We start from the raw sequence: 25,691 nt of genomic DNA, 5'->3' as shown, positions 1-25,691 counted from the left end.
GCGGGCAGCGTGTCGGCGATGGTAACGCGACCCGCCAGGCCGATTGAAGCGGCCTGCCAGGCGCTATGCAATCAATAGCTGCCTACGCAATATCCATGCGGGCTAGGGCTTGAAAATGCCATCCAAACCGCCAGAAACGGCGTGCCCCTCGGCGGCCAGGGCCTGCACCACCTGGCGGGCTACCGCGCGCTGCTGCTCGCCCCCGGCCGCGTGCAGGCCCAGCACCGTGCCCTGGCGGTCCTCCAGGGCTTCGTCCTGACTGGCCTTGTTGCGCCCCTCCAGCCGCTCAATGGGGATCTCGATGCCGACGATGGCGCCGAGCAGCTTGTCGATGTAGTCGGCCGGGGCATCCTGCACCTGCCAGGGTGCGGCCCGGCCTGCCTCTTGCGCGTGCGTGAGGCGCTGCAGCATGTCCAGCAACCAGCTGCGGTCTTGCACGGCACGGGCGGTGCCGTGGGCGTGGGCCACGGCATAGTTCCAGGTCGGCACCACCTTGCCGTGGGTTGCCTTGCCCGGGTACCAGCCGGGCGATATGTAGGCTTGCGCGGCGGTGAACATCACCACCGCCGGGGCACCGTCGGCCAGCTGCCGCCACACCGGGTTGCCCCGCGCCACATGGCCGATGAGCGTGCCGTGGGCCCCTTGCGTGCGGTCCAGCACCCAGGGCACATGGTTGGCCACCAGGCCGTCGGCGCACGCCGACACCCAGGCCCCCAGTGGATGGGCGTCGATCAGTGCCCACAGTGCATCGCGCTCGGTCAGGGCATGGTAGTTGGGGAGGTACATGGCGGCTCGCTCAGAAATTGACCAGCACGTGGCGCACCAGCAGCGCGGACAGCGTCCACATGGTGAGTGCGATCAGGGCGTCGAGTATGGCCCACGCCCGTGGGCGGGCGAACAGTGGTGCCAGCCAGCGCGCCCCATAGCCCAACCCCACGAACCACAGCACACTCGCACCACTGGCCCCGGCAATGAACCAGCCACGCGCTGCGGCCGGTTGCTGGGCACCGATGGAGCCCATGAGCATGACCGTGTCCAGGTACACATGGGGGTTGAGCAGCGTGAAGGCCGCCGCCTGGGCCAGCGCTGCCCCACGGCCCAATACCTGCACCCCCGGGGCGGCCTGCAACCGGTGCGGCTGCAGCGCCCGGCGCATGGCCTGCAGGCCATAAATGGCCAGGAACACGGCACCGGCCACCGCCATTGCCTGCGCCACCAAAGGCCGTTCGCCCAAGGCCTGCGCCATGCCCAGCACCCCGGCGGCAATGAGCACGGCGTCGGATGCGGCGCAGAAGGCCACCACCGTGCCCACGTGCTCACGGCGCAGGCCCTGGCGCAGCACAAATGCGTTCTGCGCGCCGATGGCAACAATGAGCCCGAGGCTCAGCACGAAGCCCTGCAGCAGGGCGGGAAAGAGCGATGCAAAGGAGGGAAATGTCGACAACATGGCGCTAGCTTGCCAGCCTTCCGAAATAAAGCCAAACTATCTTTACTAACATCAATTCAGTTTTTCTAAACCATGCTGGACTACGCTTCCCTCCATGCCCTGGCCACGGTGGTGCGCGAGGGCTCCTTCGAGCGCGCTGCCCGCGCCCTGCACGTCACGCCCTCGGCAGTGTCCCAGCGCATTCGCCTGCTCGAAGAGCGCGTGGGCTGTGCCCTGGTGGTACGGGCCCAGCCCTGCACCGCCACAGAAACCGGGCGGCGCATGTGCCAGCACATGGACCGGGTGCTGCTGCTGGAGCAGGAACTGGAGGGCACCCTGCCCGCGCTGGCCGCCGACACCGCGGTACGCGTGGGGCTGCCAGTGGCCGTGAACGCGGACAGCCTGGCCACCTGGTTCGCCCCAGCCATGGCCGCCTACGCGTCGACCGCTCCGGTGCTCATGGACGTGGCGGTGGACGACCAGGACCACACCTTCGAATGGCTGCGCAACGGCACCGTGCTCGCCGCCGTGACCGGCACCGCACGCGCCGCCACCGGCTGCAGCAGCCAGCCGCTCGGCGCCATGCGCTACGTGGCGGTATGCAGCCCGTCCTTCCACGCCATGCATTTCGCCAATGGTGTGGGCGCAGGCAGTCTGGCCCGGGCCCCGGCCCTGGTGTTCAACACCAAGGACGAACTGCAGTCACGCTGGGTGCATCGCCTGTGCCACCGCCATGTGGAACTGCCTCGCCACTACCTGCCCTCCAGCCATGCCTTCGTGGCGGCCTCGCTGGCCGGCATGGGCTGGGGCATGAACCCGCTGGTGATGGTACGCGAACACCTGGAGCGCGGCAGCCTGGTGGAACTGTTGCCCGACACGCCGCTCGATGTGCCGCTGCACTGGCAGCGGGCCCGCGCCGCGTCCAAGCTGCTGGAGGGGCTGACGCACCACGTCATGGAGGCGGCAAAAGAAGCACTGCTGTAGCCGCCCAGGCGACCCGGATTCAGAACGGCCCTACTGCAAGGTGTGCTTGGCAGGTTCAGGCAGGGCCAGCGGCAGCACGTCGATGCCTTCTTCGAGCAAGTCCCGTACCTCGTCTGGGGACGCCTGGCCACGGATGCCCCGCTCCTGTGCTTCCCCGTAATGGATCTTGCGCGCCTCTTCGGCGAACTGGGCACCCACATCGTCGGTAGACTCGACCACCTTGCGCGAGATCTCCATCCAGGCACGGACCAGTTCGGGAGGCAATCCCCTGGGCGCACCCTGCGTCGTGCTGACCACGGGCGCTGGAACCACGGCCTGCTGCTCCGACGCCGGGGATTTGAGATTCAAGCGTGGAGCCGACAGGCCCTTGTGCACCTCACCCGAGTTGCAGACTGGGCAGGTCAGCAGCCCACGTTCATGCTGCGACTGGAAATCGTCTTCATTGGCGAACCAGCCTTCAAACGTGTGCCCGGCGCCACAGTGCAGGTTCAGGACCTTCATGGCATGGACTCCGGGGCCGGTACCTGCTGCCACTGCACGGGCAGGCGCCCCTGCAGGTGGTTCTGCAACCAGAAAGCGCCTACCAGGGTCTTGGCATCGGTGATTTCGCCATTCATGCAGGCATGAAACAGCGGATCCAGCGCGATGTCAAATACTTCGAGAAACTCCCCGCCATCCAGAGCCCGTTCACCGGCCGTCAATCCCTTGGCCAGCCAGACCTCGATGAATTCGGTGGAATACGCAATGACCGGGTGCAATACGCCCAGGCGCGCCCATTGGCTGGCACGGTAGCCCGTTTCCTCGCGCAATTCGCGTTGGGCGCAGGCCAATGTGGCCTCGCCCGGGTCAAGCTTGCCGGCCGGAAACTCCACCATGGTCTGGCCCACGGGGTAGCGGAACTGGCGCTCCATGACCGCACGCAGGTTGCCATCGGGACCTTCCAGCATGGGGATCACCATGACCGCACCGGGATGCACCACGTACTCGCGCACGGCCTGCGCACCATCGGGCAGGCGCACCGTGTCGCGGAAGGCATGCAGAAAACGACCGCGGAACAGCTCTTCGCTGTGCACGCGGTCTTCCTGGAGTGGGGTACTGGGACGATTCAGCAAGCGCGAGCGCCTCTACCCGAAATGAGACACGACCCCGACCGGAGTCAGGTCGTCAGCATCTGCAGCACAGCCTCGGCACACAGGGCCATCAGGGTTCCGGGAACCAGACCCAGCACCAGCACCAGCAGGCCGTTGACGGTCAGCACCATGCGCATCTCGCCAGAAGCCTCGATCGGTTGCGCATTCTCGGCCGGGGCATCAAAGTACATGACCTTGACGACGCGCAGGTAGTAGAAGGCACCGATCAGGGACATGATGACGGCATACACCGCCAGCGCAATGTACATGGGCGAGTTGGATACGACCAAGGCCTGCAGCACCGAGAGTTTGGCGTAGAAACCGACCATGGGCGGAATGCCGGCCAGCGAGAACATGCAGGCGGCCATGATGCCGGCGTACAGGGGGCTGCGTTGGTTCAGGCCCGCGAGGTCCGCGAGTTCGTCACTCTCGAAACCCTTGCGCGACAGCAGGATCAGTACGCCGAAGGAAGCCAGGGTCGTCAGCACGTAGGTGATGATGTAGAACATGGCCGAGCTGTAGGCGTTGGCGCCGCCCTTGAAGCTGCCATTCACCAGACCAGCGATGACACCCAGCAGCACGAAGCCCATCTGGGAAATGGTCGAGAACGCCAGCATGCGCTTGACGTTGGTCTGCATGATGGCAGCCAGGTTACCGACGAGCAGCGAAGCAATGGCCAGGAACATCAGCATCTGCTGCCACTGCGCTGCCAGCGGCCACAGGCCTTCAACCAGCAGGCGCATGATGATGGCAAACGCAGCCAGCTTGGGCGCGCCACCGATCATCAGCGTGATGGCGGTCGGGGCACCGTGGTACACGTCGGGAATCCACATGTGGAAAGGCACCACACCCAACTTGAAGGCCAGACCGGCCACGATGAACACCAGGCCGAACACCAGCACGCCCATGCGCAGTTCACCCGATGCCACATAGCGCACCACTTCACCCAGGTTGAGCGAGCCGGTGGCGCCGTAGAGCATGGACATGCCATAGAGCAAGAAGCCGGAAGCCAGGGCGCCAAGCACGAAGTACTTCATGGCGGCTTCGGTGGCATTGAGGTCATCACGGCGCAAGGCCACCAGGGCATAACCTGCCAGGGTCAGCAGTTCCAGACCGAGATAGATCACCAGCAGGTTGGAGCCGCTGATCATCACGAACATGCCCAGCAGCGAGAACAGGGTCAGGGTGAACAATTCACCACCACGGGCCAGCATGTCGCGTTGGACCGCATAGTCGCGGGCATAGACCAGGGTCACCATGACGGCGATGGTGGCGAAGAATTTGAGCCAGTTGCCCATGGGGTCACTGACCAGCATACCTTCGAAACCGTAGTGGGTAGCGCCAGTGGCGGCGAACTGCCACTGGATGAGGGCCACCGCAGCCAACGTGCTTTGGGTAATGGCGTAGGACAGGTTGCGGCGCGGTGTGTTCACGCCGAGGTCCACCAGGGCCACCACACAGGCCATCACCAAGAGGATGGCCTCGGGGTAGACGGTAATCAAACTGATGGTATCAATCATTTTTTCGCTCTCGTTCCCAACCGGTTATTGCAGCTTGCTTGCGCTCACCTGTTGCAGCAGTTGCATGACAGAGGCATCCATCACGTCGGTAAACACCTTGGGGTACAGGCCCATGCCCAGGGTCGCCAGGGCCAGCAGCAGCATGATCGTGAATTCACGCGCACCGATGTCGGTCAGACCCTTGACGTCGTCATTCGCCACAGCGCCCAGGTAGACACGCTTGAACATCCACAAGGTGTAGGCCGCGCCAAAGATCAATGCGGAAGCGGCGGCGAATCCGATCCAGAAGTTGTACTTCACGGCGCCCAGGATCACCATCCACTCGCCCACGAACCCGGCAGTGCCCGGCAGGCCGCAGTTGGCCATGGAGAACAGCAGGGCAAAGGCCGCGAACTTGGGCATGGTGTTCACCACGCCCCCGTAGCTCGCAATCTGGCGCGAATGCACACGGTCGTACAGCACGCCAATGGACAGGAACATGGCAGCGGACACAAAGCCGTGGGCAATCATCTGCACCAGGCCACCCGAAATGCCCAGTTCATTGAAGATGAAGAAGCCCAGGGTCACGAAACCCATGTGGGCGACCGACGAATAGGCCACCAGTTTCTTCATGTCCTGTTGCACCATGGCCACCAGACCCACGTAGACCACAGCCACCAGTGACAGCGCGATGATGAACCAGGCCCATTCGCGCGACGCGTCCGGGGCGATCGGCATGGAGAACCGAAGGAAGCCGTAGGCACCGAGCTTGAGCATGATGGCCGCCAGCACGGCAGAGCCACCGGTAGGCGCTTCCACGTGCACGTCGGGCAACCAGGTGTGCACCGGCCACATCGGAACCTTCACGGCAAAGGCGGTGAAGAAGGCGAAGAACAGCAGGGTTTGCTCCTGCATGGTCAGGGGCAGCGCATGCCACGTGGCGATATCGAAGCTGCCTCGGGCCTGGATGTAGAGATAGATCAGCGCAACCAGCGTCAGCAGCGAACCCAACAGGGTGTAGAGGAAGAACTTGAAGGCGGCGTAGATCTTGTTCGGACCACCCCAGACGCCGATGATGAGGTACATCGGGATCAGCGTGGCTTCGAAGAACACATAGAACAGCATGCCGTCCAGTGCGGAGAACACGCCGATCATCAGGCCACTGAGGATCAGGAAGGCGCCCATGTACTGGTTGACACGCTCGGTAATCACTTCCCAGCCGGCCAGCACCACGATCACGGTGATGAACGAGGTCAGCAGCACGAACCACATGGAGATGCCGTCAACGCCGAGGTGGTAGTAGATGTTGAAGCGGCCGATCCATGGCGCCTTCTCGACGAACTGCATGGCCGCCGAGCCGATTTCGAAATTGATGTACAGCGGCAGGGTCACCACGAAGCTGCACAGTGCGCCCAGCAAAGCCACGGCACGCACAAAGCCAGCGTTTTCGTCCTTGCCTACGACCAACAGAAGCACGCCGAAGACGATCGGCATCCAGATTGAAAGGCTCAAAAATCCCATTTTCTTGTTCTCCTACTTGAGCCAGACGAAATAAGGCCACATGAACCAAGTCATCAAGGCAAACACACCCAGTACCATGACCAGTGCGTAGTGGTACAGGAACCCAGTCTGCAGCTGGCGCACCACGGCAGCCACGGCGCCCACCACTTTCCAGGAGCCATTGACAACGGCGCCGTCGATGATGGCCTGGTCGCCCACCTTCCACAGACCGAGGCCGAGACCGCGGGCCGCACGGGCCAGGATGTTCTCGTTGATCCAGTCCATGTAGTACTTGTTTTCCAGTACGGTCACCACCGGCGACAGCGCACGACCGATGGCGGCAGGGATGTTCGGCGCCACCATGTAGAACACGAAGGCCGTCACCACGCCGCCCAGGGCCAGGGCGAAGGGCAAGGTAACAAAGGCATGCATGGCCATGGCCGCTGCACTGTGGAACTCTTCGGCCAGTTCCGCCATCGCGGGGTGGTGCTCGGCATTGACGACGATGGCACCGCTGAAGAAGTCACCGAACAGCATGGGCTGGATCGTGAGGTAGCCGATGAACACCGACGGAATGGCCAGCAGCACCAGCGGCAGAGTCACCACCCAGGGGCTCTCGTGCGGCGTATGGTCATGGCCATGACCGTGGTCATCGTCATGGTGGTCGTGCTCACCCGGGAAAGGCTTGTGGTGGAAGTGCTCCTTGCCATGGAACACCATGAAGTACATGCGGAAGCTGTAGAACGCTGTCACGAACACGCCGATGATCACGGCGTAGTACGCATAGTGGGCAAACGGCAGGTGGCTGGCGTGCACGGCTTCGATGATCGAGTCCTTGGAGTAGAAGCCGCTGAAGAACGGCGTACCGATCAGGGCCAGCGAACCCAAGAGCGAGGTGATCCAGGTGATGGGCATGTACTTGCGCAGGCCACCCATGTTGCGGATGTCCTGGTCATGGTGCATGCCGATGATGACCGAGCCGGCGCCGAGGAACAGCAGGGCCTTGAAGAAGGCGTGGGTCATCAGATGGAACACGGCCACCGAGTAGGCAGAAGCACCCAGGGCCACGGTCATGTAACCGAGCTGGGACAGCGTGGAGTAGGCCACCACGCGCTTGATGTCGTTCTGGATGATGCCCAGGAAGCCCATGAACAGCGCGGTGATCGAACCGATGACGAGGATGAAGTTCAACGCGGTGTCGGACAACTCGTACAGCGGCGACATGCGGGCCACCATGAAGATGCCGGCCGTCACCATGGTCGCGGCGTGGATCAGTGCCGAGATCGGAGTCGGACCTTCCATCGAATCGGGTAGCCAGACGTGCAGCGGAAACTGGGCCGATTTACCCATGGCACCCACGAACAGGCAGATGCAGATGACCGTGATCAGCATCCAGTCGGTGCCCGGGAAGCCCAGGGTACCCAGGTTGGGGGCAGCGGCAAACACCTCGGTGTAGTTGAGCGTACCCGCATAGGCGGCGATCAGGCCGATGCCCAGGATGAAGCCGAAGTCACCGACACGGTTGACCAGGAAGGCCTTCATGTTGGCGAAGATGGCGGTTGGTTTGTTGAACCAGAAGCCGATCAGCAGGTAGGACACCAGACCCACAGCTTCCCAGCCGAAGAACAGCTGCAGCAGGTTGTTGCTCATGACCAGCATGAGCATGGAGAAGGTGAACAGCGAGATGTAGGCGAAGAAACGGTTGTAGCCGTCGTCCTCTTCCATGTAGCCGATGGTGTAGATGTGCACCATCAGCGACACGAAGGTCACCACGCACATCATCATGGCCGTGAGGCCATCGACCATGAAGCCGACTTCCATCTTCAGGCCGCCCACCACCATCCAGGTGTAGATGGTCTCGTTGAAACGCGCACCATCGTTGATGACCGACTGGAGCGTCATGGCCGAGAGCACAAACGCCAGCAGGACACCCAGAATGGTGAAGGTATGGCTGGCGGCGCGCCCGAACATATTGCCACCGAACTTGGTGCCGAAGATACCCGCCAGTGCGGAGCCTGCCAGGGGCAGCAGCGGCACCGCAAGCAAGGTGGTTGCAGACAAGGTTTGACTCATATCGTATTAACCCTTGAGCGAATTGAGCTCTTCGACGTTGATGCTCGAACGGTTACGGAACAGCAACACCAGAATGGCCAGGCCGATGGCCGACTCCGCAGCAGCGACGGTCAGGATGAAGAAGACAAATACCTGGCCCTGCAGGTCGCCCAGATAGTGCGAGAAGGCCACGAAATTGGTGTTCACCGCCAGCAGCATCAGTTCGATGGCCATCAGCAACACGATCAGGTTGCGGCGGTTCAGGAAGATGCCTACCACCGACAGCGCAAACAGCATCGCGCCCAGCGTCAGGTAGTGTCCCAGGGTAATGGTCATGACTTTTCTCCTTCAGCAGCGGCGGCATCTTCACGCACGGTGGGTGCCATCTTCACTACTTCCATGCGGTCGCGCGACTTGACACGTACCTGCTCCGCGGGGTCGACGTACTTGCTGTCCTTGCGCGCGCGCAAGGTCAACGCGATGGCCGCAAACATGGCCACCAGCAGGATCGCTGCCGCAATTTCCAGCGGGTAGATGTACTTGGTGAACATCAGCTTGCCCAGCTCCTTGGTGTTGGACGCTGCAGCGGCCATGGCCTGGGCTTCTGGGGACTCGACCACGCGAATCGGCATCAGCACCAGCGCCATTTCAAACACGATGACCACGCCGACGACCGCAGCCAGGGGGAAGTGTTTCCAGAAACCTTCGCGCAAGGCTTCGACGTTGATGTCCATCATCATCACGACGAACAGGAACAAGACCATGACCGCGCCGACGTACACCAGCACCAGGGTGATGGACAGGAATTCCATCTTCAGCAGCATCCAGATGGCGGCGGCCTGGAAGAAGGTCAGCACGAGGAACAAGGCCGCATGGACCGGGTTGCGCACCGTGATCGTACGGAACGCCGCGAACAGCATGACTGCCGCAAACAGGTAGAAAAGACCGGTGGTTACGTTCATGACAAGTTACATCCTGTAGTCCGGTTAGCGGTATTTGGCGTCGGCCTGCTTGTTGGCCGCGATTTCTTTTTCGTACTTGTCACCCACCGCCAGCAGCATTTCCTTGGTGAAGTACAGGTCACCGCGCTTTTCGCCGTGGTACTCGAAAATGTGGGTCTCCACAATCGAGTCCACCGGGCAGCTTTCTTCGCAGAAGCCGCAGAAGATGCACTTGGTCAGGTCGATGTCATAGCGGCTGGTGCGACGGGTACCGTCCTCGCGCACCGTCGACTCGATGGTGATCGCCATGGCGGGGCACACGGCCTCGCACAGCTTGCAGGCAATGCAGCGCTCTTCACCGTTCTCGTAGCGACGCAAGGCGTGCAGCCCACGGAAACGCGGCGACAGCGGGGTCTTTTCTTCAGGGTACTGAAGCGTGACCTTGGGGCGGAACAGGTAGCGCCCGGTCAATGCCAGGCCCTTGAACAATTCCAGCAGCAGAAAGCTGCGCAGAAAATCGCCCAGGGAAAACGGAGCAGCAGTACGCGAGATGCTTTGATTGGACATGGACACGTCCTCACTTCCAGATGTTGAAGGGTGTCTGCAGCCAGATACCCACCACCATCAACCAAACCAGGGTCAGGGGAATGAACACCTTCCAACCCAGACGCATGATCTGGTCATAGCGGTAGCGCGGGAAAGTGGCACGGACCCAGATGAAAAAACTCAGGATGAAGAAGGTCTTGGCACCGAGCCAGATCCAGCCCGGGATCCAGTCGGTCAGCGGGCTGCTGAACGGTGCCAGCCAGCCACCGAGAAACATCACCGATGCCAGGATGGACACCAGCCACATGTTGGCGTATTCCGCCAAGTAGAACATCGCATAGGACATGCCCGAGTACTCGACCATGTGTCCAGCCACGATTTCGGCTTCACCCTCGACCACGTCAAACGGGTGGCGGTTGGTCTCGGCCAGGCCCGACACGATGTAGATCACGAAGATGGGCAGCAGCGGCAGCCAGTTCCAGGACAGCACGCCCAGTCCGGCGGACGCAAACGTGCCCTTGGCCTGTGTCATCACGATGTCGGTAAGATTCATGCTGCCAGTGACCATAAGCACGATCACCAGGCAGAAGCCCATGGCAATTTCGTAGCTCACCATCTGCGCCGATGCGCGCAGAGCGCCCAGGAAGGCGTACTTGGAGTTCGAGGCCCAACCGGAGATGACGATGCCATAGACCTCCATGGACGTGATGGCCATCACAAACAGCAGACCTGCATTGATGTTGGCCAGTGCCACGTCAGGTCCGAAGGGCACCACGGCCCAGGCAGCCATGGCCGGCATGATGGTCAGGATGGGGCCAATGAAGAACAACCCCTTGTTGGCCATCGAGGGAACCAGGATTTCCTTGGTCAGCAACTTGAAGGCGTCGGCAATCGGTTGCAGCAGGCCCCACGGGCCCACGCGGTTCGGGCCCACACGAACCTGCATCCAGCCCAGGAACTTGCGTTCCCACAGCGTGGCATAGGCGACGGCTCCCATTAGCGGCAAAACGACCGCCACAATTTTGAGCAAGGTCCAGACCACCGGCCAGCCAATTTCAACCCAGCGAGGATCGGAAGACAGCGCCAAGCCGCCGTTGTAGAGTGCGTCGATCATGCTTGTACTCCCTCCTGACGACCGTCCGCCGTAGCCTGCAAGGATGCGGCGCGCCGCACCAAGCCATCCAACTGGTAGATCGATGCACTGACCGGTGCCACAGCCTGTTCAGACAGGTCGATGGCAGCGTCATTCTGGTTCGACAACCCTGCTGCGCGACCGGTTTGCGCATCGATGCGGCCGGCAGCGCAGATCTGCTCGTACACCTGCTGGGAAGACACCTGCTGGAAGCCATCCAGTCCCAGCACATTGCCCAGAACGCGCAGGACCTTCCAGCCTGGACGGGTATCACCCAATGGCTTGACCACGGCGTGGAAGCCTTGGGCACGCCCCTCGGCATTGACAAAGGTGCCCGACGTTTCGGTGAAGGGGGCGATGGGCAGCAGCACGTCGCTGATATCCAGATTGGTCTTGAACGGGCTCAGTGTGACGACCATGTCGGCGTTGGCCAAGCCAGCAGAAGATCCCGCGGTATCGGCGCCGGGCTCAACGTTGAAGAGCACCACGGCCTTGGCAGCACCGGACAGCATTTGGGCCGCATTCAAACCGCCTTCGCGCGGTTGGGCACCGACCAGTTGGGCACCGACGGTATTGGCGGCTTCGGTCAGCACACCCACCTTGGCACCCGTCTGTTCTCCGATCCAGTTGGCCAGACGCAGCAGGCTCTCGAACGCGGGGTGGTGCGCAGCCGCATTGCCCAGCAAGACAGCCTTGCGCTCACCTGCCAACAACGACTGGGCGATTGCTTGTGCCGTTGCATCGGCGGTCGCAGCCACCGGCGCTGAAACACCCTTGATGGCAGCTACCGCGCTGGCGATCCCTGCCAGTGCACTGACCCACTTCGCTGTGGGCGCAAGCACGCTGTGGCGTACCGGCAAAGCCCAGTCCTGCTCGCTGGCGAGCAGGCGATGGACCTGGCAGCCCTTGCGTGCTGCGTGGCGTACGCGCATGGCAAACAAGGGATGATCCTTGCGCAGGTTCGAGCCCACGACCAGGACGCTTTGCAACTCGGACAAAGCGGCGATATCCATGCCCAGGTAACGAACACCACTGGGCGCAGCAAACTGCGCATTGCGCAGGCGATAGTCCACACTTGCGCTGCCGAGACCGTGGACCAGCTGTGTCAGCAACTGGACTTCTTCGAGCGTGCTGTGCGGGCTGACCAAGGCACCCACCGCATTGGCGCCATGGTCGGCGGCGATGTCCTTCAGGCCGTTGGCCACGTATTCCAGGGCCGTCTGCCAATCCACCTCACGCCATTGACCATCCTGCTTGAGCATTGGTTTGGTCAGGCGGTCTTCACCATTGAGCGCCTCGTAGGAGAAGCGATCGCGGTCGGCCAGCCAGCATTCGTTGACAGCGTCGTTTTCCAGCGGCACTACGCGCATCACGCGGTGGTTCTTGACCTGGACGATCAGGTTGGCACCGGTGCTGTCATGGGGGCTGACGGACTTGCGGCGCGACAACTCCCAGGTACGGGCGCTGTAGCGGAAAGGTTTGCTGGTCAGTGCACCCACTGGGCACAGGTCAATCATGTTGCCCGACACTTCGGAATCGATGGTGGCGCCGACAAAGGTTTCAATCTCGGCATGCTCACCACGGTGCGACATGCCCAGTTCCATGACGCCCGCCAGTTCCTGACCAAAGCGCACGCAACGCGTGCAATGGATGCAGCGGCTCATCTCCTCCATGGAGATCAGGGGCCCGACGTCCTTGTGCTCGACCACGCGCTTCTCTTCCTCGTAGCGCGATTTCGTACCGCCGTAACCGACGGCCAAATCCTGCAACTGGCACTCGCCGCCCTGATCGCAGATCGGGCAATCCAGCGGGTGGTTGATCAGCAGGAACTCCATCACGGACTGTTGCGCCTTGATGGCCTTGTCGCTCTTGGTGCGCACCACCATGCCCTGGGTCACCGGGGTGGCACAGGCAGGCATGGGCTTGGGCATCTTCTCGACGTCGACCAGGCACATGCGGCAGCTGGCCGCGATGCTGAGTTTCTTGTGGTAGCAGAAATGCGGAATGTAGGTGCCAGCCTTCTCGGCCGCATGCATCACCATGCTGCCTTCGGTGACTTCGACCTTTTTTCCGTCCAGTTCGATTTCAATCATCTTCAGACCCACTCAAATGGATGCAGGGACGAGACAGGACTTGTGTGTCACGTGGTGCTCGAATTCATGGCGGTAGTGCTTGATCATGGCGCGCACAGGCATGGCTGCCGCATCACCCAGTGCACAGATGGTGCGTCCCTGGATGTTCTCGGCCACGTTGTCCAGCAAGTCCATGTCGCTCGGACGCCCCTGCCCTGCTTCGATGCGGTCAACCATGCGTGACAACCAACCCGTACCTTCGCGGCAGGGCGTGCACTGACCGCACGACTCGTGCATGTAGAAGTAGCTCAGACGCTGCAGCGCCTTCACCATGCAGCGCGAGTCGTCCATGACGATCAATGCGCCAGAACCGAGCATGGAGCCAGCCTTGGCAATGGAGTCGTAGTCCATCGTACATTCCATCATGATCGACGCCGGCAACACGGGCGAAGACGAGCCACCGGGAATCACTGCCTTGAGTTGACGGCCCTTGCGCACGCCACCCGCCAGTTCCAGCAACGTGGAGAACGGGGTACCCATGGGAATTTCGTAGTTGCCGGGGCGCTCCACATCACCGCTGACCGAGAATATCTTGGTGCCGCCGTTGTTGGGCTTGCCACACTGCAGATAGGCTTGGCCACCGTTGCGAATGATCCAGGGCACGGCAGCAAAGGTCTCGGTGTTGTTGATGGTGGTGGGCTTGCCGTAGAGGCCGAAGCTGGCCGGGAACGGCGGCTTGAAGCGCGGCTGGCCCTTCTTGCCTTCCAGCGACTCCAGCAATGCCGTCTCCTCGCCACAGATGTAGGCACCAAAACCGTGGGCGGCGTGCAACTGGAAGCTGAAGCTCGAACCCAGGATGTTGTTGCCGAGGTACCCGGCGGCACGGGCTTCTTCCAACGCCGCTTCGAAGCGGTCGTAGACCTGGAAGATTTCGCCGTGGATGTAGTTGTAGCCAACGTTGATCCCCATGGCATAGGCGGCGATGGCCATGCCTTCGATCACGATATGGGGGTTGAACATCAGGATGTCGCGGTCCTTGCAGGTTCCAGGCTCTCCCTCGTCCGAGTTGCAGACCAGGTACTTCTGTCCCGGAAACTGGCGCGGCATGAAGCTCCACTTCAGACCCGTCGGAAAGCCTGCACCACCGCGGCCGCGCAAGGCGGATTCCTTGACGGTGGCAATGACTTGGTCCTGGGTCATGCCGGCACCGCCGTCCTGACCCAGGATCTTGCGCAGGGCCTGGTAGCCACCGCGGGCCACATAGTCCTTCAGGGACCAGTTGCTGCCGGTGAGGTCTGCATAGATTTGCGGATTGATGTGGCGACCATGGAAACAGGTCTCATTGCCGGTGGAGGCAAACTGGTTCAGCAGATTCTGGACGCTCATCATTTGCCCTCGGCAGCCTTGAGTCCATCCACCAATTGGTCGATGCGCTCTTCGGACATGAAACTGCACATGCTGCGGTCGTTGACCAGCATCACCGGCGAGTCGGCACAGGCGCCCAGGCATTCGCTTTGCTGCAGCGTGAACAGGCCATCGGCCGTGGTCTCTCCCATGGAGATACCGAGCTTCTTTTCCAGGTATTGCAGGGTCTTGACACCGTCACGCAACTGGCACGGCAGATTGGTACAGACGTTGAGCTTGTACTTGCCCACCGGCGTCTGGTTGTACATGTTGTAGAAGGTGGTAACTTCATGCACAGCCATGGCGGGCATGCCCAGGTAGGCACCCAGCTCAGCCTCGCTCTCGGGACTCACATGGCCCAACTCCTGCTGGATGATGGCCAGACAGGCCATCACAGCAGACTGCGCCTGCTCGGCAGGGTACTTGGCGACTTCGCGCGCAAAGCGCGCCTTCATAGATTCAGAGATCATCGATCAATCTCTCCAAAAACAATGTCCATGGTGCCGATGATGGACACCGCATCGGCAATCATGTGGCCCTGGGCCATTTCGTTGAGCGCAGACAGGTGCACAAAACCTGGCGGACGGATCTTCATGCGGTAGGGCTTGTTGCCACCATCGCTGACCATGTAGATGCCGAATTCACCCTTGGGATGCTCGACCGCGGCATAAGCCTCGCCTGCCGGCACCCGGAACCCTTCAGAGAACAGCTTGAAGTGGTGGATCAGGGCCTCCATGTTGGTCTTCATGCTCTCGCGCGACGGAGCAGCCACCTTGATGTTGTCCGTGATGACCGGTCCGGGGTTGGCGCGGAGCCAATCCACGCACTGCTTGATGATGCGGTTCGACTGGCGCATTTCTTCCATGCGCACCAGATACCGGTCATAGGTATCGCCGGTCTTGCCCACCGGAATGTCAAAGTCGAGCTTGTCGTAAGCGTCGTAGGGTTGCTTCTTGCGCAGATCCCAGGCAATGCCCGAACCACGCAGCATGGGCCCGGTAAAGCCCAGGTTCAGAGCGCGCTCCGGGCTCACGATACCGATGTTGACCGTACGCTGCTTCCAGATGCGGTTTTCGGTCAACAGCGTGTGGTATTCCTCCAGGCACTTCGGGAAACGCTGCGTGAAGTTGTCGATGAAGTCCAGCAGCGAACCCTTGCGGTTATAGTTCAGCGCATCCACTCCCTTGGCGCCGCGAACCTTGCTGGACTTGTGCTGCGGCATGGTATCCGGCAGATCGCGGTACACACCGCCCGGCCGGAAGTAGGCCGCGTGCATGCGCGCGCCGCTGACCGCTTCATACATGTCGAACAGGTCTTCGCGCTCGCGGAACGCGTAGATCAGGATAGTGGAGCTGCCGATGTCGTTGCCATGGGAACCCACCCACATCAAGTGGTTCAGGATGCGGGTGATCTCGGCATACATGACACGGATGTACTGCGCACGAATGGGTACTTCGATCCCCAGCAGGCGCTCCACCGCCAGGCAGTAGGCATGCTCATTGCACATCATCGACACGTAGTCGAGCCGGTCCATGTAGGGCAAGGCCTGTATGTAGGTCTTGGTCTCTGCCAGCTTTTCCGTCGCACGGTGCAGCAAGCCCACGTGCGGGTCGGCACGTTGGATGACCTCACCGTCGAGCTCCAACACCAAACGCAGCACACCGTGCGCTGCCGGGTGCTGCGGACCAAAGTTCAGGGTGTAGTTCTTGATTTCCGCCATAACTCGACGCGCCGATCAGCGCAGCCCCCCATAGTTGCTTTCCCGCACCACACGCGGCGTGTTCTCCCGCGGCTCAATGGTGACCGGCTCGTACACGACCCGAGCCCGCTCCGCGTCGTAACGCATCTCGACATGCCCGGACATCGGGAAGTCCTTGCGGAACGGATGTCCGATGAAACCATAGTCCGTCAGGATGCGGCGCAAATCGACGTGGCCATCAAAGACGATGCCATAGAGGTCAAAGGCTTCGCGCTCAAACCAGTCTGCGGAAGCCCATACCGAACACACCGAGGCAACCATGGGCATCTCGTCATCGGCCACAAACACCTTCAGGCGCACGCGCTGATTCAAGGACACGGACAGCAGATGCAGCACCACTGCAAAACGCTTGCCATCAATGGCCGCTTCCGGATACTCCGAATAGTCAACACCACACAAATCGATCAACTGCTCGAACTTGCACCCCTCGGTATCGCGCAATGCCAGCGCAGCAGCCAGATAGTCAGCCGGAGCAACGCATACCGTCACTTCACCGTGGTCCACCACCATGCGTCGAATGGACTTGCCCAGCGCCGCCTGCACGGCAGCCTGGATCTGTTGGGTAGAAACTGCGATTTGGGTCATTGTGGTCCTCACGCGCGCGCAATGGTTTCGGTGCGGCGAATCTTTTGCTGCAGCTGCAAGATGCCGTACACCAGTGCTTCCGCCGTGGGCGGACAACCCGGGACATAGACATCCACCGGCACCACGCGATCACAACCACGCACGACCGAATAGCTGTAGTGGTAGTAGCCCCCACCGTTGGCACAGGAACCCATGCTGATGACCCAGCGCGGCTCCGACATCTGGTCATAGACCTTGCGCAGGGCAGGCGCCATCTTGTTGCACAAGGTTCCGGCAACGATCATCAGATCGGACTGGCGCGGGCTGGCACGGAACACCTCCGCACCAAAGCGACTCAGGTCATACCGCGCAGTCGCCGCATGCATCATTTCGACCGCGCAGCAGGCCAAACCAAAGGTCATGGGCCAGATCGAGCCAGTCTTGGCCCAGTTCATTACCGAGTCATAGCTCGTGGTAACAAACCCTTCTTTGAAAACGCCTTCAATCATCGATCACTCCCAGTCCAGGGCACCCTTTTTCCACATGTACACGAAGCCGATCGTCAGCACGACGACGAACTCCGCACCAATGAAAAATCCCATCAAACCAATCTCCTTGAGCGCAACCGCCCAGGGAAACAGGAACGCAGTTTCCAGGTCAAACAAGATAAACAGGATGGCCACGAGGTAGTAGCGCACATCGAACTTCATGCGCGCATCTTCAAAGGCCTCAAAGCCACATTCGTAAGGAGAGTTCTTTGCCGGATCAGGCCGGTTGGGACCCAGCACATACCCGATGACCTGGGGCAGTATGCCAATGGCAATGCCAACCAGAATGAACAAGAGGACGGGGAGGTATTGATCGAGGTTCATCTGGTTCACTGATCACTGCTCACCCCCGAGGGCATTGCACCCTTAGGAGTCTTGTTTTTGGTGCCGTCGGCGAGACTCGAACTCGCACAGCTTTCGCCACTACCCCCTCAAGATAGCGTGTCTACCAATTTCACCACGACGGCTGCTTGTCTTTTGCTTCGAAAACGCTGCGAGGGCTCCCGTAGGGCACGCGTTCTCGACAGACTCCGAGTTTACCCTGATTTCGCCCCATTTTCGGTAGGGCGAAGTCAGCACGCACCAAATTATTTAGCAGGAATCTGGGCAGCACCCGATGCAGCCGCAGCAGGCGCGGGCGCAGCAGGAGCAAGGGCAGCCGCCGGGGCCGCGGCAGATTCCAGAACACTGTTGCCCCCGGTGGGGCGCAGGTTGCCGAAATAGGCCAACGCCAGGGTGCAGATGAAGAAAATGGTTGCCAGGATGGCGGTGGTGCGGGACAGGAAATTGGCACTGCCCGTCGCGCCGAACAGGCTACCCGAAGCGCCGCTACCAAAAGCCGCCCCCATGTCGGCACCCTTGCCATGCTGTACCAAGATAAGGCCGATCATGGCAATGGCACACAGCATCTGAACAGTCAAAATGATCGAAGCAACAATACTCACACGATTCTCCTAAGAACTTGCAAACAATTCGATTCAGGACGCAGCAGCAATGATGGACAGGAAGTCCGCTGCCTTGAGCGACGCGCCACCTACGAGACCGCCATCGATGTCGGGTTGCGCCAGAAGCTGGGCAGCATTGGCTGCGTTCATGCTGCCGCCATACAACAGCGGCACCCGGGCCGACTGGGCGCTGGCCGCATGCAGTTGTGCGCGAAGCACCGCATGCACGGCTTGCGCCTGCTCCGGGCTGGCGGTCTTACCCGTGCCAATGGCCCACACCGGTTCATAGGCCACCACGATCTCGCTGATGCAATGGCCATTCACATGGATCACGGCAGCCAGTTGGCGCTTGACGACCTCTTCGGTCACACCCGCCTCACGCTCAGCCAGCGTTTCCCCCACGCAAACGATCGGTGTGATGCCACTGGCCAAGGCGCGCTGCGCCTTGTGTGCCACCACCACGTCGGTCTCGCCATGGTACTGGCGGCGCTCCGAGTGGCCGACGATGGCATAGCGCACGCCCAGATCCCGCAGCATCACCGCCGACTGCTCGCCCGTAAATGCACCCGACTCGTGCTGCGAGACATCCTGCGCACCCACCGCAATAGGAGACCCCTGGGTCAATGCCACCACCTGAGACAGGTAGACCGATGGCACGCACAAGGCCACGTTGCAATTCCAGGGCGTGGTTGCGCCCGCCAGCAAGCCCTTGATCAAGGCTTCGTTGGCAGCCAGGCTGCCATTCATCTTCCAGTTGCCAGCGATGAGTTTTTTCATACGTCACCCCATGTCAAAACAATTTTTCCGATATGCGCATTGGATTCCATCAACGCATGGGCCTGCGGCGCTTGCGACGCCGCGAAGGTAGCGTGGAGCACCGGCTTGACTTTGCCCTGCGCAATCCAAGGCCATACATTGGCCAGACAGGACTGCGCCAGCGCTGACTTGAACTCCACACTGCGCGCGCGCAAGGTGGAGCCGGTAATGGTCAGGCGCTTGCGCAGGACCAAGCCGGCATTGAACTGTGCCTGCACACCACCCTGTACGGCAATGAACACCAGACGCCCGTCCTCCGCCAGCAGTTCGACTTCGCGCGCAACGTAATCGCCTGCCACCATGTCGAGGATGACATCGACACCGCGCCCCCCCGTGATGCGTTGCACCTCGGCGACGAAGTCCTGGCTGCGGTAGTTGATCGCATGGTCCGCCCCCAGGGCGCGACAGGCATCGCACTTGGCCTGCGAGCCTGCGGTCACGATGACTGTCGCACCCGCAGCCTTTGCCATCTGAATCGCAGTCACGCCGATGCCGCTGCTGCCACCCTGGATCAACAGGGTTTCACCAGCGCGCAGACGCCCGCGGTCAAATACGTTGCTCCACACGGTGAACACCGTTTCCGGCAGGCTGGCCGCCTCGGCATCGGACCAGCCCGCAGGGGCTGGCAGACACTGCCCGACCGGCGCCACACAGTACTGCGCATAACCGCCACCGGCCACCAGAGCCACCACGCGCTGCCCGCGCACCAGCCCTGCCTGAGCCATGGCAGCAGCATCGCCATCCACCAGCTCGCCGGCCACTTCCAGACCCGGCAGGTCTGAAGCACCGGCAGGCGCCGGATAGGCACCCTTGCGTTGCAGCACATCAGGGCGATTCACACCGCTGGCAGCGACACGAATCAAGACTTCGCCCACCCCTGGCTCCGGGACAGGGCGATCCACCAGACGCAGGACGTCTGGAGATCCAAAGGACGAAATTTCAATCGCTTTCATGGCGAAATCGGCATCCAGCCCGCATGATAACTGCGTGAGCAGCTACCAAATCAGGAGCAACTCGGTTTAGGCCGCAGGCTGCTCGGTCACTTCGGCAGCCGGTGCAGCCACAGGCGCTGCAGGCGCGGGGCGATCCAGCAAGGCCTTCATGGACAGCTTGATGCGACCCTTTTCATCGGTCTCCAGCACCTTGACCTTGACGATCTGCCCCTCGGACAGGTAGTCGGTGACCTTCTCCACGCGCTCGTGGGCGATCTGGCTGATGTGCAGCAGGCCGTCCTTGCCGGGCAGCAGGTTCACCAGGGCGCCGAAGTCCAGCAGCTTGGTGATGGGGCCTTCGTAGACCTTGCCGATTTCGACTTCGGCGGTAATGCCTTCGATGCGCTTCTTGGCCTCGTCGGCCTTGGCAGCATCGGTAGCCGCGATGGTGATGGTGCCGTCTTCCTCGATGTTGATCTGGCAACCGGTTTCCTCGGTCAGCGCACGGATCACGGCGCCGCCCTTGCCGATCACGTCACGGATCTTCTCGGGGTTGATCTTCATGGTGTAGAGCTTGGGCGCGAAATTGGAGATCTCGGTCTTGGCTTCACCCATGGCGTCTTGCATCTTGCCCAGGATGTGCATGCGGGCTTCCTTGGCCTGGGCCAGCGCGACCTGCATGATTTCCTTGGTGATACCCTGGATCTTGATGTCCATCTGCAGCGCAGTGATACCGTTGGTGGTACCGGCCACCTTGAAGTCCATGTCACCCAGGTGGTCTTCGTCACCCAAGATGTCGGTCAGCACGGCAAAGCGGTTTTCTTCCTTGATCAGGCCCATGGCGATACCGGCCACGTGCGCCTTCATGGGCACACCGGCGTCCATCAGCGACAGGCAGCCGCCGCAAACCGAGGCCATGGAGGAGGAACCGTTGGATTCGGTGATCTCGGACACCACACGGATGGTGTAGGGGAACTCTTCCTTGGAGGGCAGGCAAGCCACGAGGGCGCGCTTGGCCAGACGGCCGTGGCCGATCTCGCGGCGCTTGGGGCTGCCCACGCGACCGGTTTCGCCAGTGGCGAAGGGGGGCATGTTGTAGTGCAACATGAAGCGGTCGTCGTACTCGCCGCTCAGCGCGTCGATGTGCTGGGCATCGCGCTCGGTACCCAAGGTGGTGACCACCAGGGCCTGGGTTTCGCCACGCGTGAACAGGGCCGAGCCGTGGGTACGGGGCAGCACGCTGTTGCGGATCTCGATCGGGCGCACGGTACGGGTATCGCGACCGTCGATACGGGGCTCACCGGCCAGGATCTGGCCACGCACGATCTTGGCTTCGATCTCGAACAGCAGGCCTTCGACGGCCACGCTGTCAAAGGCGATGTCAGCCGCCTTGAGGCCAGCCATGACGTCGGCATAGGCAGCGCGGCAGGCTTGGGTACGGGCTTGCTTGTTGCGGATCTGGTAGGCCGCTTCGAGCTTGGCCTTGCCCAGTTCGGACACCTTGGCGATCAGGACCTCGTCCTTGGCCGGGGCAGTCCAGTTCCAGACGGGCTTGCCGGCGTCGCGCACCAGTTCGTGGATGGCGTTGATGGCGATGGCACCTTGCGTGTGACCGAACACCACGGCACCCAGCATGATTTCTTCCGACAGTTGCTGGGCTTCAGATTCAACCATCAGCACCGCAGCTTCGGTACCAGCGACCACGAGGTCCATGGCCGAGTCCTTGCGCTGGGTCTGACCCGGGTTCAGCACGTATTCGCCATTGATGTAGCCGACGCGGGCGGCACCGATGGGGCCATTGAAGGGGATACCGGACACGGCCAGGGCCGCGCTGGTGGCGATCATGGCGGCGATGTCGGCATCGACTTCTGGGTTCAGCGACACGGTATGGATGACCACCTGCACTTCGTTGAAGAAACCTTCAGGGAACAGGGGGCGAATCGGGCGGTCGATCAGGCGGCTGGTCAGCGTCTCGAACTCGCTGGGGCGGCCTTCGCGCTTGAAGAAGCTGCCGGGAATCTTGCCGGCGGCATAGGTCTTTTCCAGGTAATCGACGGTCAGGGGGAAGAAGTCCTGGCCAGCCTTGGCTTCGGTCTTGGCAACCACCGTGGCGAGTACCACGGTGCCGTCCATATCGAGCAGCACGGCGCCCGAGGATTGGCGTGCAATTTCACCGGTTTCCATGCGGACCGTGTGCTGGCCCCATTGGAATGTCTTGGTCACTTTGTTGAACATTGTCATGTGTTTTCTCCGTCATGTTCTCGGGATGCAGGCCACCCCGTCAAGCCCGGATTCAACCACGCAGTCCACGATGCCATTCCACAGAGACTGCCGCGCAATTTCTCTGGAATGACACAGCTTCGCTCTGCTTTGTGTTGTCTCCGAAGTAAAAAACGCCTGAGCTAGTGAACTAACTCAGGCGTTCGTCATTGGTTTCGCGATTACTTGCGCAGACCCAGCTTGGCGATCAGCGCGGTGTAGCGGTCAGCGTCCTTGGACTTCAGGTAGTCCAGCAGCTTGCGGCGACGGCTCACCATGCGCAGCAGGCCGCGACGGCCGTGGTGGTCCTTGGCGTGGGTCTTGAAGTGGGGGGTCAGTTCGTTGATGCGGGCGGTCAACAAAGCCACTTGAACTTCGGGGGATCCGGTGTCGGACGCGCTACGGGCGTTGGCCTTCACCACTTCAGCTTTGACGCTGGATGCAATCATGGTATTTCCTTGGAAATGGGAGCCACAGGCAAAACCTGCTGGTCCCGGTTTTTGACTTGCGCCAGCAGCTGGAACTGCCACTGGCGTGCGCTCTGCCCAATGCAGAACTGCCGGATTATAGCCGCAGTTCATGACCAGGGCAATTCCAGCGCACCACAACACCGTGGATTCGCCAGGCGGCACTAGGGGCGATCGGCGCCATTTCAAGCCCTGCCGATGGCTCTAAATTTTTTGCCGATCGCCTTGAAAACCAGCCACACCGGGCCTAGCTTCGACGGCATGCAGCGCTCACGGTGAGTGCCGCGCAGTCCGACACAGGAGTCATCCATGTTCTTCGCCGCTACCGCCCAACCCCGCCTCCACACCCCCGCCTTTGCAGCCGTGGACCGCTCGGTACAGCGCTTCATCAACCAGACCATCGCGTCCAGCAACCGCAGCGGTTGCGCCTACTCGCAGGACGAGACGCACTACCAGTTGGAACTCGATCTGCCCGGCGTGCCGAAAGACCAGCTGTCGATCTCCATCGAAGACAACCAGGTGCGCATTCAGTCCAAGGAAGGTGCCGCTCGCCAATACCGCCTGGCCTACGAGTTCGCGCAGGAAATCGACGCCAGCCGCAGCCAGGCCTCGATGGAACATGGCGTACTGACCCTGAAACTGGCAAAACGCCTGCCGGTCAGCAAAGCCAGCGAGTTGAATATCCAGTAAGCGAACCTGAATCGCTACGCTTTTAGTAGCAATCTGCGCGCGTCCAGCGTTGATTTCAAGCCGCCATGGCCTGCAATGGCCAGCGCGGTTTGACGTCGAAGGCGTACTCGTACAGTGGGGCCTGCATGCCGCTTTGCAGGCGCATGGCTCCCGCCATGGCGATCATGGCGCCGTTGTCGCTGCACAGGTGCAACTCGGGGTAGTGAACCCGGACTTTGCGCTTGGCGCATTCGGCGTTGAGCAAATCCCGCAGCGCCCGATTGGCCCCCACGCCGCCAGCAACCACCAGTCGCTTGAGTCCCGTTTGCTTGAGCGCAGCAATCGACTTCTTCACCAGCACATCCACGATCGCAGCCTGTGTGGAGGCCGCCAGGCTCTTCCGCACCGATTCGTCGAGCAGTTCAAAGCTCGCTACACCCTGTGCGGCGACCAGCTTGTTGGCCTGCACCAATACCGCCGTCTTGAGACCGGCAAACGAAAAATCCAGGTTGCCACTGTGCAAAAGAGGCCTAGGCAGGGCAAACGCCGCACCATCGCCGCCTTCGGCCATGCGCGCGAGGGCCGGCCCCCCGGGGTAGCCCAGGCCCATGAGCTTGGCCGACTTGTCGAAGGCTTCCCCGGCGGCATCGTCAATCGTTTCACCGAGCAGCTCGTACTGACCTACTGCCTCCACCCGCATCAGCTGGGTGTGCCCCCCCGACACCAGCAGGGCCACAAATGGAAACTCCGGCGCATCAGCACTGAGGAAGGGGGACAGCAGATGCCCTTCAAGGTGGTGGATCCCCAGCACAGGCTTGCCCAGCGCCGCCCCCAAGGCACAGGCGACACCCGCCCCCACGAGCAAAGCGCCAGCCAGACCGGGGCCACGCGTGTAGCACACCACATCCACGTCCGACAGGGCGCGACCTGATTGCGCCAGCACCTGCCGCGTGAGCGGAACCACGCGGCGGATGTGGTCTCGGCTCGCCAACTCGGGCACAACGCCGCCGTAGGCCTGGTGCATATCGATCTGGCTATGCAGGCCGTGTCCGAGCAGGCGCGGCAATTGGGCGTCAGGCGCATCCACCAGCGCCACACCCGTTTCATCACACGAAGACTCGATTCCCAAAACCAGCATGCATCCCCCTTGCAAGGGCGCCAGTGTAGAGGAAGCTTGTAACCAGACATGCGAATTAACAAAGGTCAAGGATGCCGTTTACGCTGCACCGCACAATCCGCGCTCCTTCCTTCGCCCCCCTTGTTCGCCATGAAACTCGATCGCAGAGCCATACTTGCCTTGGGAGCCTTTGCGGCGCTGCCGGCCACGGCCCAAGTCACGGACATCAATGACGCCATCAACAAGGCTGGCCGCCAGCGCATGCTGAGTCAGCGTGTAGTGAAGGCTTACATGGCCCTGGGCCTGCAGGTACAGCAAAGCACTGCCACCAAGGTGTTGGACCAGTCCATGGCCTTGTTCGACCGGCAGCTGGTTGAACTCAAGACCTTCGCCCCCGCCGCCACCGTGCGCGAAACCTATACACAACTCGAAAACCAGTGGTCCGGACTGAAGGGCTTGCTGGTCGGTGCCGCGCCCAGCGTGGCCAACGCTGCCAAGCTGTTGGCGCAGGACAGTGCGGTACTGGCACTGGCCAATACGGGAACCCAGCAACTGGAGCAGATTCACGGCAAACCTGCCGGCAAGTTGGTGAACCTTGCCGGACGCCAGCGCATGCTGTCGCAGCGCATGGCCAAGTATTACCTGGCCAGCACCTGGGGCGTCGAGACCGGCGTCGCCAGCGGCGAAATCGCCAAAGCCCGCACCGAATTTGCGCAGGCACTGGAAACGCTGCGCAATGCCCCCGAAGCGACCCCCGACATCCTGCAGGAACTGTCGCTGGCCGACGGCCAGTGGGTGCTCTTCAGCGCAGCCCTCAACGCCAAGCCCAGCGGCCAGGGCGCATCCAACGTGTTCATTACGAGCGAAAATCTGCTGGCCGTGATGGATAAAGTCACCGGCTTGTACAGCAAACTGCAGAAAACCTAATTG

Annotated in this window: 27 protein-coding genes and 1 tRNA gene; 3 read left to right on the top strand and 25 right to left on the bottom strand. The window is 61.5% G+C overall.

What is annotated here, in order from left to right; genetic code table 11:
* Window positions 1–102 precede the first annotated feature (102 nt).
* The gene (locus RQP54_RS09945; RefSeq protein WP_315678107.1) at window positions 103–786 is read right to left on the bottom strand and encodes an FMN-binding negative transcriptional regulator; all 684 of its coding nucleotides are present in this window, start codon (window positions 784–786) and stop codon (window positions 103–105) included.
* Between the two features lie 10 nt (window positions 787–796).
* The gene (locus tag RQP54_RS09940) at window positions 797–1,447 is read right to left on the bottom strand and encodes a LysE/ArgO family amino acid transporter (RefSeq protein ID WP_315678106.1); all 651 of its coding nucleotides are present in this window, start codon (window positions 1,445–1,447) and stop codon (window positions 797–799) included.
* 72 nt (window positions 1,448–1,519) lie between these two features.
* Here RQP54_RS09940 and RQP54_RS09935 point away from each other — a divergent pair, with 72 nt between their 5' ends.
* Window positions 1,520–2,410, top strand: coding sequence for a LysR family transcriptional regulator ArgP (locus RQP54_RS09935; RefSeq protein ID WP_315678105.1), 891 nt, complete (start codon window positions 1,520–1,522; stop codon window positions 2,408–2,410).
* A 30-nt stretch (window positions 2,411–2,440) separates the two neighbouring features.
* Here RQP54_RS09935 and RQP54_RS09930 read toward each other — a convergent pair whose 3' ends face one another.
* The 22 genes from RQP54_RS09930 to rpsO form a co-directional block, all read right to left on the bottom strand.
* Window positions 2,441–2,911 carry a DUF1178 family protein gene (locus RQP54_RS09930; protein WP_315678104.1) on the bottom strand — a complete coding sequence of 157 codons (471 nt, stop codon included), beginning with the start codon at window positions 2,909–2,911 and terminating at the stop codon, window positions 2,441–2,443.
* Entirely contained in the window at window positions 2,908–3,522 is a 615-nt protein-coding gene (locus RQP54_RS09925) for an NUDIX hydrolase (protein WP_315678103.1), read from the bottom strand. The genes RQP54_RS09930 and RQP54_RS09925 overlap by 4 nt, the downstream gene beginning before the upstream one ends.
* Window positions 3,523–3,566: 44 nt before the next feature.
* Window positions 3,567–5,060, bottom strand: a complete 1,494-nt coding sequence (gene nuoN / locus RQP54_RS09920) for an NADH-quinone oxidoreductase subunit NuoN (RefSeq protein ID WP_315678102.1) — start codon at window positions 5,058–5,060, stop codon at window positions 3,567–3,569.
* 24 nt (window positions 5,061–5,084) lie between these two features.
* Window positions 5,085–6,560: an NADH-quinone oxidoreductase subunit M gene (locus RQP54_RS09915; protein WP_315678101.1), complete on the bottom strand. Its 1,476-nt coding sequence runs from the start codon at window positions 6,558–6,560 to the stop codon at window positions 5,085–5,087.
* A gap of 12 nt (window positions 6,561–6,572) precedes the next feature.
* Window positions 6,573–8,612: an NADH-quinone oxidoreductase subunit L gene (nuoL, locus tag RQP54_RS09910; RefSeq protein WP_315678100.1), complete on the bottom strand. Its 2,040-nt coding sequence runs from the start codon at window positions 8,610–8,612 to the stop codon at window positions 6,573–6,575.
* A 6-nt stretch (window positions 8,613–8,618) separates the two neighbouring features.
* The gene (gene nuoK / locus RQP54_RS09905; protein ID WP_315678099.1) at window positions 8,619–8,927 is read right to left on the bottom strand and encodes an NADH-quinone oxidoreductase subunit NuoK; all 309 of its coding nucleotides are present in this window, start codon (window positions 8,925–8,927) and stop codon (window positions 8,619–8,621) included.
* Window positions 8,924–9,553: an NADH-quinone oxidoreductase subunit J gene (locus tag RQP54_RS09900; protein WP_315678098.1), complete on the bottom strand. Its 630-nt coding sequence runs from the start codon at window positions 9,551–9,553 to the stop codon at window positions 8,924–8,926. Before RQP54_RS09900 ends, nuoK begins: the two co-directional genes overlap by 4 nt.
* Window positions 9,554–9,577: 24 nt before the next feature.
* A complete protein-coding gene (gene nuoI, locus RQP54_RS09895) occupies window positions 9,578–10,099 on the bottom strand; it encodes an NADH-quinone oxidoreductase subunit NuoI (RefSeq protein ID WP_315678097.1) in 522 nt (173 codons plus the stop codon).
* A gap of 10 nt (window positions 10,100–10,109) precedes the next feature.
* Entirely contained in the window at window positions 10,110–11,192 is a 1,083-nt protein-coding gene (gene nuoH / locus RQP54_RS09890; protein ID WP_315678096.1) for an NADH-quinone oxidoreductase subunit NuoH, read from the bottom strand.
* Complete coding sequence (gene nuoG / locus RQP54_RS09885) at window positions 11,189–13,303, bottom strand: NADH-quinone oxidoreductase subunit NuoG (RefSeq protein WP_315678095.1); 2,115 nt, start codon at window positions 13,301–13,303, stop codon at window positions 11,189–11,191. The genes nuoH and nuoG overlap by 4 nt, the downstream gene beginning before the upstream one ends.
* 12 nt (window positions 13,304–13,315) lie before the next feature.
* Window positions 13,316–14,671, bottom strand: a complete 1,356-nt coding sequence (gene nuoF / locus RQP54_RS09880; protein ID WP_409997547.1) for an NADH-quinone oxidoreductase subunit NuoF — start codon at window positions 14,669–14,671, stop codon at window positions 13,316–13,318.
* Window positions 14,668–15,156 carry an NADH-quinone oxidoreductase subunit NuoE gene (nuoE, locus tag RQP54_RS09875; protein WP_315678093.1) on the bottom strand — a complete coding sequence of 163 codons (489 nt, stop codon included), beginning with the start codon at window positions 15,154–15,156 and terminating at the stop codon, window positions 14,668–14,670. Before nuoE ends, nuoF begins: the two co-directional genes overlap by 4 nt.
* Window positions 15,153–16,406 (bottom strand): NADH-quinone oxidoreductase subunit D, encoded by a 1,254-nt coding sequence (locus RQP54_RS09870; protein ID WP_315678092.1) that lies wholly within the window; start codon window positions 16,404–16,406, stop codon window positions 15,153–15,155. The genes nuoE and RQP54_RS09870 overlap by 4 nt, the downstream gene beginning before the upstream one ends.
* 15 nt (window positions 16,407–16,421) lie before the next feature.
* Entirely contained in the window at window positions 16,422–17,030 is a 609-nt protein-coding gene (locus RQP54_RS09865; RefSeq protein ID WP_315678091.1) for an NADH-quinone oxidoreductase subunit C, read from the bottom strand.
* 8 nt (window positions 17,031–17,038) lie between these two features.
* A complete protein-coding gene (locus RQP54_RS09860; RefSeq protein ID WP_315678090.1) occupies window positions 17,039–17,518 on the bottom strand; it encodes an NADH-quinone oxidoreductase subunit B family protein in 480 nt (159 codons plus the stop codon).
* A gap of 3 nt (window positions 17,519–17,521) precedes the next feature.
* Window positions 17,522–17,881, bottom strand: coding sequence for an NADH-quinone oxidoreductase subunit A (locus RQP54_RS09855; protein WP_315678811.1), 360 nt, complete (start codon window positions 17,879–17,881; stop codon window positions 17,522–17,524).
* Between the two features lie 58 nt (window positions 17,882–17,939).
* Window positions 17,940–18,024, bottom strand: a tRNA-Leu gene (locus tag RQP54_RS09850).
* 120 nt (window positions 18,025–18,144) lie between these two features.
* On the bottom strand, window positions 18,145–18,501 hold the full coding sequence (gene secG / locus RQP54_RS09845; RefSeq protein ID WP_315678089.1) for a preprotein translocase subunit SecG: 357 nt from the start codon (window positions 18,499–18,501) through the stop codon (window positions 18,145–18,147).
* 33 nt (window positions 18,502–18,534) lie between these two features.
* Complete coding sequence (tpiA, locus tag RQP54_RS09840) at window positions 18,535–19,278, bottom strand: triose-phosphate isomerase (protein WP_315678088.1); 744 nt, start codon at window positions 19,276–19,278, stop codon at window positions 18,535–18,537.
* On the bottom strand, window positions 19,275–20,270 hold the full coding sequence (locus RQP54_RS09835; RefSeq protein ID WP_315678086.1) for an NAD(P)H-quinone oxidoreductase: 996 nt from the start codon (window positions 20,268–20,270) through the stop codon (window positions 19,275–19,277). Before RQP54_RS09835 ends, tpiA begins: the two co-directional genes overlap by 4 nt.
* 66 nt (window positions 20,271–20,336) lie before the next feature.
* Entirely contained in the window at window positions 20,337–22,490 is a 2,154-nt protein-coding gene (pnp, locus tag RQP54_RS09830; protein ID WP_315678085.1) for a polyribonucleotide nucleotidyltransferase, read from the bottom strand.
* Between the two features lie 200 nt (window positions 22,491–22,690).
* On the bottom strand, window positions 22,691–22,957 hold the full coding sequence (gene rpsO / locus RQP54_RS09825) for a 30S ribosomal protein S15 (protein ID WP_315678084.1): 267 nt from the start codon (window positions 22,955–22,957) through the stop codon (window positions 22,691–22,693).
* Between the two features lie 327 nt (window positions 22,958–23,284).
* On the opposite strand from rpsO, the gene RQP54_RS09820 reads away from it, so the two are divergent.
* On the top strand, window positions 23,285–23,665 hold the full coding sequence (locus RQP54_RS09820) for an Hsp20/alpha crystallin family protein (RefSeq protein ID WP_315678083.1): 381 nt from the start codon (window positions 23,285–23,287) through the stop codon (window positions 23,663–23,665).
* Window positions 23,666–23,720: 55 nt separating this feature from the next.
* On the opposite strand, the gene tsaD is transcribed toward RQP54_RS09820, so the two are convergent.
* Window positions 23,721–24,782: a tRNA (adenosine(37)-N6)-threonylcarbamoyltransferase complex transferase subunit TsaD gene (gene tsaD, locus RQP54_RS09815; protein WP_315678082.1), complete on the bottom strand. Its 1,062-nt coding sequence runs from the start codon at window positions 24,780–24,782 to the stop codon at window positions 23,721–23,723.
* A gap of 129 nt (window positions 24,783–24,911) precedes the next feature.
* On the opposite strand from tsaD, the gene RQP54_RS09810 reads away from it, so the two are divergent.
* Window positions 24,912–25,688, top strand: a complete 777-nt coding sequence (locus RQP54_RS09810; protein ID WP_315678081.1) for a type IV pili methyl-accepting chemotaxis transducer N-terminal domain-containing protein — start codon at window positions 24,912–24,914, stop codon at window positions 25,686–25,688.
* Window positions 25,689–25,691 lie beyond the last annotated feature (3 nt).

Origin of the sequence: Curvibacter sp. APW13 (assembly GCF_032337135.1) — a bacterium.
Taxonomy (GTDB): Bacteria; Pseudomonadota; Gammaproteobacteria; order Burkholderiales; family Burkholderiaceae_C; genus Allorhodoferax.
The sequence above is the reverse complement of the archived record's forward strand: the minus strand, read 5'-3'. Positions and strand labels throughout refer to the sequence as shown.

What these genes read in the sequence shown, in the direction of transcription:
- pnp (WP_315678085.1), bottom strand. Translation starts at nt 22,490, where the DNA reads ATGACAATGTTCAACAAAGTGACCAAGACATTCCAATGGGGCCAGCAC.
- RQP54_RS09835 (WP_315678086.1), bottom strand. Translation starts at nt 20,270, where the DNA reads ATGAAAGCGATTGAAATTTCGTCCTTTGGATCTCCAGACGTCCTGCGT.
- RQP54_RS09870 (WP_315678092.1), bottom strand. Translation starts at nt 16,406, where the DNA reads ATGGCGGAAATCAAGAACTACACCCTGAACTTTGGTCCGCAGCACCCG.
- RQP54_RS09820 (WP_315678083.1), top strand. Translation starts at nt 23,285, where the DNA reads ATGTTCTTCGCCGCTACCGCCCAACCCCGCCTCCACACCCCCGCCTTT.
- RQP54_RS09935 (WP_315678105.1), top strand. Translation starts at nt 1,520, where the DNA reads ATGCTGGACTACGCTTCCCTCCATGCCCTGGCCACGGTGGTGCGCGAG.
- RQP54_RS09810 (WP_315678081.1), top strand. Translation starts at nt 24,912, where the DNA reads ATGAAACTCGATCGCAGAGCCATACTTGCCTTGGGAGCCTTTGCGGCG.
- RQP54_RS09855 (WP_315678811.1), bottom strand. Translation starts at nt 17,881, where the DNA reads ATGAACCTCGATCAATACCTCCCCGTCCTCTTGTTCATTCTGGTTGGC.
- RQP54_RS09915 (WP_315678101.1), bottom strand. Translation starts at nt 6,560, where the DNA reads ATGGGATTTTTGAGCCTTTCAATCTGGATGCCGATCGTCTTCGGCGTG.
- RQP54_RS09930 (WP_315678104.1), bottom strand. Translation starts at nt 2,911, where the DNA reads ATGAAGGTCCTGAACCTGCACTGTGGCGCCGGGCACACGTTTGAAGGC.
- nuoL (WP_315678100.1), bottom strand. Translation starts at nt 8,612, where the DNA reads ATGAGTCAAACCTTGTCTGCAACCACCTTGCTTGCGGTGCCGCTGCTG.
- nuoH (WP_315678096.1), bottom strand. Translation starts at nt 11,192, where the DNA reads ATGATCGACGCACTCTACAACGGCGGCTTGGCGCTGTCTTCCGATCCT.
- rpsO (WP_315678084.1), bottom strand. Translation starts at nt 22,957, where the DNA reads ATGATTGCATCCAGCGTCAAAGCTGAAGTGGTGAAGGCCAACGCCCGT.
- RQP54_RS09860 (WP_315678090.1), bottom strand. Translation starts at nt 17,518, where the DNA reads ATGATTGAAGGCGTTTTCAAAGAAGGGTTTGTTACCACGAGCTATGAC.
- nuoI (WP_315678097.1), bottom strand. Translation starts at nt 10,099, where the DNA reads ATGTCCAATCAAAGCATCTCGCGTACTGCTGCTCCGTTTTCCCTGGGC.
- RQP54_RS09865 (WP_315678091.1), bottom strand. Translation starts at nt 17,030, where the DNA reads ATGACCCAAATCGCAGTTTCTACCCAACAGATCCAGGCTGCCGTGCAG.
- nuoK (WP_315678099.1), bottom strand. Translation starts at nt 8,927, where the DNA reads ATGACCATTACCCTGGGACACTACCTGACGCTGGGCGCGATGCTGTTT.
- nuoE (WP_315678093.1), bottom strand. Translation starts at nt 15,156, where the DNA reads ATGATCTCTGAATCTATGAAGGCGCGCTTTGCGCGCGAAGTCGCCAAG.
- RQP54_RS09940 (WP_315678106.1), bottom strand. Translation starts at nt 1,447, where the DNA reads ATGTTGTCGACATTTCCCTCCTTTGCATCGCTCTTTCCCGCCCTGCTG.
- tpiA (WP_315678088.1), bottom strand. Translation starts at nt 19,278, where the DNA reads ATGAAAAAACTCATCGCTGGCAACTGGAAGATGAATGGCAGCCTGGCT.
- nuoN (WP_315678102.1), bottom strand. Translation starts at nt 5,060, where the DNA reads ATGATTGATACCATCAGTTTGATTACCGTCTACCCCGAGGCCATCCTC.
- RQP54_RS09900 (WP_315678098.1), bottom strand. Translation starts at nt 9,553, where the DNA reads ATGAACGTAACCACCGGTCTTTTCTACCTGTTTGCGGCAGTCATGCTG.
- nuoF (WP_409997547.1), bottom strand. Translation starts at nt 14,671, where the DNA reads ATGATGAGCGTCCAGAATCTGCTGAACCAGTTTGCCTCCACCGGCAAT.
- RQP54_RS09945 (WP_315678107.1), bottom strand. Translation starts at nt 786, where the DNA reads ATGTACCTCCCCAACTACCATGCCCTGACCGAGCGCGATGCACTGTGG.
- tsaD (WP_315678082.1), bottom strand. Translation starts at nt 24,782, where the DNA reads ATGCTGGTTTTGGGAATCGAGTCTTCGTGTGATGAAACGGGTGTGGCG.
- nuoG (WP_315678095.1), bottom strand. Translation starts at nt 13,303, where the DNA reads ATGATTGAAATCGAACTGGACGGAAAAAAGGTCGAAGTCACCGAAGGC.